Below are 5617 nucleotides of genomic sequence, written 5' to 3'. Positions count from 1 at the left end.
GCACGCCGTCGCCGACGGTCGCCCGGCCCGGCGTCCCGGGCCGCTGGAAGGTGCGGGCGATCCCGTGCCGCGCGCGGGTGCGGGCGCCGTCGCCGGTCACGTCGCGGCCGTCGAGGAGGACGGCGCCCTCGGCCGGGCGGCGCAGCCCGGTGATGACGTCGCACAGCGTGGTCTTGCCCGCCCCGTCGGGCCCGACGAGGCCCGTGACGGTGCCCGGCGGCGCCGTCAGCCCGGCCCCGTCCACGGCCGTGAGACCGCCGAAACGGACCGTCACGCCCGTCACCCGCAGGCCCTCGGCAGAAGGCATACGCGTCGCACCTCCGGACGGCCGGCACGCGGCATCGTGTGTGACGTGGATCACTGTCGTCGGAGCATCACCCTACTGAGCCGCCGGGGGCGCGGCAATGGCGCCGAGACGGACGGCGTCCGGCGGACGCCCGTTCAGCCGGACGGGGTTTCGAGGGCCTCCAGGCGCTCGCGGGTCCACTCCTTCACCCCGGCGACGAACGCCTCGACGTCGGCGGCCTTGCCCGCGGCCATCTCGTCGAACCAGGCGGGCACGTACCGCTCGAACCCGCCGCCGGAGATCAGCTCCAGGACGGCCGCGGCGACGTCCCGCGGCGGCAGCGCGTCCGACAGGTCGCTCAGCGGGGCCTCGTTGCCGGGCACCGCGAACAGGCCGGTCGCGATCAGCGCGGGCTGGACGACGTGGACGTGCACGTCCGTCCCGTCGAGGTCGACCGCCATGCTCTCCCAGAACGCGGTGACCGCGGCCTTGGACGCCGCGTACGCGGCCTCGTGCGGCGGCCCGAGGCGAGCCGCGACCGAGCCGACGGCCACCAGGTGCCCGTGCCCGCGCGCGAGCATCCCGGGGAGCAGCGCCAGCGTGAGCCGCACCGGCGACAGGTAGTTCAGCCGCATCACCTCCTCGGCCTCGCCGGGGGACAGGTCCTGGACGCGGCGCCGCTTCGGCATGCCCGCGTTGTTAACCAGCACGTCCACGCCGCCGAGGGCGTCCTCGGCGGCCGCGGCGAGCGCCGGGAGCGCGTCGAGGTCGGCCAGGTCCGCCGTCCACGACGCGGAGCCGGGGGAGTGGGCGCGGCAGCGTCCCAGGACCTCCTCCAACCGGTCCGCGCGCCGCGCGACGAGGCCGACGCGGGCCCCGGCGGCGGCGAGGGCCTCGGCGACGGCCGCGCCGATCCCGGACGAGGCGCCGGTCACGAGCGCGGACCGGCCGGCCAGCGGGAGCTCCGCCGCGGGCGCGGGCGGACCGTCCGAAGTCGTCATGCGCCTCAACGTCACACACACCCGCCCCGCCCGGCAAGCGGCGACTCGCGGGTCACAGTTCGGTTGCGGAGCATGAAGATGATCTAGTCGGGCTTGTGGCGGTTTGCATAGGTTCGCGGCCATCAGGCGCCCCCATCGACCCCCTCAGGAGACGCCATGCCGAAGATCCATCGGCCCGAGATCCACCGCCGCGACATGCTGGCCGGAGCCGCCGCGTTCGCCGGCTTCGCCACCGTGGGCCTGCTTCCCGGAACGTCCGCCGCCGCGACCCGGCAGCGGCCCGGAGCCCTCCGCGGCCCCGCCCTCACCACCGCCGACAAGGCCGTCGCCGCCCGCGTGGACGCGCGGCGCGCCCTCCGGCACCTGCGGGTGCTGAGCGACGACATCGGCTGGCGCGTCGCCGGGACCCGCCGCGAGCACACCGCCGCCCACTACATCGCCCGGACGCTGCGCGGGCTCGGCTACAAGGTCGAGCTCCAGCCGTTCCCCGTGCCCGACAAGAACCTCGCCGAGCTGCGGGCCGGCCGCGAGCACTGGCAGAGCGCCGCCGCGGCCAACGGCGCCGTCGGCCGGGCCGCCGGAGACGTCGCCGACCTCGGCGACGCCACCGAGGTCACCGCCGACCTGACAGGGAAGGTCGCGCTGTTCACGCGCGTCACCGGCAAGGAGCTGGACCAGGCGAAGGCCGCCGCCGCGAAGGGCGCGGCGGCCGTCCTCATCGCGAACGTGCGGAGCACCACCTACCCCGAGCGCAAGGCCGCCTCGTTCTTCCCCGTGCTCGCCGAGGCCGTGCCGGTCCCGGTGCTCGGCGTCGCCGAGTACCACGGCGAGCGGCTCCGCGCCCGCGGCGGGAGGGTGTCACTGGAGGTCACCGCGCACACCGGCCTGACGTCCCACAACGTCCTCGCCGAGCGGCGCGCGACGCTGCCGAACCCGGACGGGAAGGCCGTCATCGTCAGCGCCCACTACGACAGCGTCCCCGGCTCGCCCGGCGGCAACGACGACGGCAGCGGCACCGTCCTCTGCCTGGAGCTCGCCCGCGCCATGCGCAGGCTCCCCACCCGGCAGGACCTGCGCTTCTGCCTCTGGGGCGCCGAGGAGCTCGGGCTGGTCGGGGCGCGGTACTACGTCAAGGGCCTGGACGACGCGGCCGCCGCGCGCATCACCGGCTGCTTCCAGAACGACATGGTCGCCACCAGCCACCCGCCCGCGGGCACCTACTGGCTGCTGTCGGTGGACGGCAAGGACAACACCACCACGGCCGCCATCGCCGCGGCCGCCGCCCGCCTCGGCTACACCGGCCAGACCAAGGGCCCCACCGCCCGCGGCTCCAGCGACCACGAGGCGTTCTACGAGCGCGGCATCGCGGCGGGCAACTTCAGCTGGCGCGGCGCCGAGGCCCCGAGCCAGCTCGAACCCGTCTACCACACGCCCGAGGACACCGTCGCGGGCAACGTGAGCCTGAAGCGGCTCCAGGTGTCCCTGGAACTGATCGGCAGCGCCGCCTACGACGTCGCGCTGCGCCGCTGACACCCGCCCCGGCCCGCCGTCGCCGTCCCGAGACGGTGACGGCGGGCCGGAGGACGCCGCGCGCGAACATGCCTGCGCGCCGCCCCCCCGGCTGCGGCGCCCCTCCGCTCGCCGCCGTGCGCGGTGCCCGGATGATGCCCCTCCGGGTGACGCAGGGCACGCCGTCCGCCATCTGCGTGTTCATGTCCATCGAGTACAGTGTCCGGCTTAGCGGCGCGCACGCCCTTTCGCGGCCCACAAGGCCCGGCCCGGCGCGCGCCCGCGGGATCGACGTGATCCCAGGCGGCGCGCGGGTCGCGCCGCCGGGCGGCGAGGGCGCACCGGCTCCGGGTGGTACGGAGCGGACACGAGGTGCCCCGGTTCGACGAGGCCGCCGTACCGCCTGGACACCGGGGGAGAATTGCGCCCACTTCTGGCCGGCGCCGAGCGCGCGGTCTTCCGATCGCGCCGCGGCGCCCCGCCCGCGCGCACGCTGCTGGACATCCTCGACGAGACGGCGCTGCGGCATCCGTACGCGCCCGCGCTGGACGACGGCGCGTCCCGCCTCGACTACGACGGGCTGCGCGCCGAGGCCGGCGCGCTCGCCAAGGAGCTGGAGCGGATCGGCGTCGGCCGCGGCGACCGCGTCGGGATCCGCGTTCCGTCCGGCACCGCCGGGCTGTACGTCGCGATCCTCGCCGTGCTCACCGCGGGCGCCGCGTACGTCCCGGTCGACGCCGACGACCCCGACGAGCGCGCCGCGCTGGTGTTCGGGGAGGCGGGCGTGTGCGCCGTCATCGGCGAGGACGGCGCGATCACGCCGCGCGGGCCCGCCGGGGGCCGTCCCGGGCGGCCGCGCCCGGACGACGACGCCTGGATCATCTTCACCTCCGGGTCCACCGGCAAGCCGAAGGGCGTCGCGGTCACGCACCGCTCGGCGGCCGCGTTCGTCGACGCCGAGGCCCGGCTGTTCCCCGCGGACGCCTCCGACCGCGTCCTCGCGGGCCTGTCGGTGGCGTTCGACGCGTCCTGCGAGGAGATGTGGCTCGCGTGGCGGCACGGCGCGTGCCTGGTGCCCGCGCCCCGCTCCCTCGTCCGGACGGGCATGGACCTCGGGCCCTGGCTCGCCGAGCGCGGCGTCACCGTCGTGTCGACCGTGCCGACGCTCGCGGCGCTCTGGCCCGCCGAGTCGCTGGACGGCGTCCGGCTGCTCATCTTCGGCGGCGAGGCGTGCCCGCCGGAGCTCGCCGCGCGGCTCGCCGTCCCGGGCCGGCAGGTGTGGAACACCTACGGCCCCACCGAGGCGACCGTCGTCGCCTGCGCCGCGCCGCTCGGCGGCGCGGGACCGGTCCGGATCGGGCTGCCGCTGGACGGCTGGGACCTCGCCGTCGTCGACGCCGCCGGGGAGCCGGTCGAACCCGGCGGGACGGGCGAGCTGGTCATCGGCGGGGTCGGCCTCGCCCGCTACCTGGACCCCGCGAAGGACGCCGAGAAGTACGCGCCGCTGCCCTCGCTCGGCTGGGACCGCGCCTACCGCAGCGGCGACCTCGTCACCGCGGACCCCGCCGGGCTGGTCTTCGTCGGCCGCGCCGACGAGCAGGTCAAGCTCGGCGGCCGGCGCATCGAGCTCGGCGAGGTGGACGCGGCGCTCCAGGCGCTGCCCGGGGTGACCGGCGCCGCCGCGGCCGTCCGCACCGCCGCCACCGGTAACCAGGTCCTCGTCGGCTACCTCGTCGCCGACGACGACTTCGACCTGGCCGCCGCGCGGGAGCGGCTCCGGGAGACGCTGCCCGCCGCGCTCGTGCCGAGGCTCGCCCTGGTCGAGACGCTGCCCACGCGGACGTCCGGCAAGGTCGACCGGAACGCGCTGCCGTGGCCGCCGCCCGGCATGGGCACCGGCGCCGACGAGGCCCGTGCGGCCGAGCCGCTGACCGCCGCGGAGGAATGGCTCGCCGCCCGCTGGACCGAGGTCCTCGGCGAGACACCCGACGGCCCGGACGCCGACTTCTTCGCGCTCGGCGGCAGCAGCCTCGGCGTGGCCCGGCTGGTGTCGGCGCTGCGCCCGCGCCACCCGTCCGCCGCGGTCGGCGACGTCTACGAGCACCCGACGCTGCGCGGCCTCGCGCGGCACCTCGGCGAACACGAACCGCAGGCGGCGGAGGCGCCGGCCCCGGCGCGCGCGGTGCAGCCCGTGCCGCGGCGCGCGTCGCTCCTCCAGGCGCTGCTGATGCTCCCGCTGCTGTCCCTCGGCGCGATGCGGTGGGTCACCGCGCTCGCCGCGTTCAACAACGTCGCCGGGTTCCCGTGGGCGCCGAAGGCGTCGTGGTGGGCGGTGCTGGCGGGCGCGCTGCTGTTCGTCGCGCCGGTCGGCCGCGTCGCGCTCGCTGCCGCCGGGGCCCGGCTCCTGCTGCGCGGCCTGCGCCCGGGCGCCTACCCGCGCGGGGGCGCCGTCCACCTGCGGCTCTGGACGGCGGAGCAGCTCGCCGTGCGGCTCGGCGCGACCGAGCTGTCGGCCGCGCCCTGGTTCGCCTTCTACGCCCGCGCCCTCGGCGCGCAGATCGGCCCGGACGTCGACCTGCACGCGCCGCCGCCCGTCACCGGGATGCTGCGGCTCGGCCGCGAGGCGGCGATCGAGCCCGAGGTCGACCTCAGCGGGTACTGGCTGGACGGCGACGTCCTCCGCGTCGGCGAGATCCGGATCGGCGCCGGGGCCGTCGTCGGGGCCCGGGCCGTCCTGTTCCCGGGCGCGCGCGTCGGGAAGAACGCGCAGGTCGCGGCGGGCGCCGCGGTCACCGGCCGGGTCCCGGCCGGGCAGCGCTGG

Annotated in this window: 4 protein-coding genes; 2 read left to right on the top strand and 2 right to left on the bottom strand. The window is 77.2% G+C overall.

Translation table 11 applies throughout. From position 1 onward, the window contains the following. Together E1300_RS47180 and E1300_RS47175 are read right to left on the bottom strand one after the other, a co-directional pair. Positions 1-307: ATP-binding cassette domain-containing protein (locus tag E1300_RS47180; RefSeq protein WP_131763781.1), on the bottom strand; the 307-nt coding region annotated here is incomplete at its 3' end. A 134-nt stretch (positions 308-441) separates the two neighbouring features. Beyond that, positions 442-1287, bottom strand: a complete 846-nt coding sequence (locus tag E1300_RS47175; protein WP_165503320.1) for an SDR family NAD(P)-dependent oxidoreductase — start codon at positions 1285-1287, stop codon at positions 442-444. A gap of 156 nt (positions 1288-1443) precedes the next feature. On the opposite strand from E1300_RS47175, the gene E1300_RS47170 reads away from it, so the two are divergent. Both E1300_RS47170 and E1300_RS47165 read left to right on the top strand, forming a co-directional pair. After that, positions 1444-2817: a M28 family peptidase gene (locus tag E1300_RS47170; protein ID WP_131763779.1), complete on the top strand. Its 1374-nt coding sequence runs from the start codon at positions 1444-1446 to the stop codon at positions 2815-2817. A 400-nt stretch (positions 2818-3217) separates the two neighbouring features. After that, the coding region (locus tag E1300_RS47165; protein WP_207400407.1) for a non-ribosomal peptide synthetase at positions 3218-5617 on the top strand (2400 nt) is incomplete at its 3' end.

It is taken from the genome of Actinomadura fibrosa, from assembly GCF_900659615.1.
Classification (GTDB): Bacteria; Actinomycetota; Actinomycetes; order Streptosporangiales; family Streptosporangiaceae; genus Spirillospora; species Spirillospora fibrosa.
The sequence above is the reverse complement of the archived record's forward strand: the minus strand, read 5'-3'. Positions and strand labels throughout refer to the sequence as shown.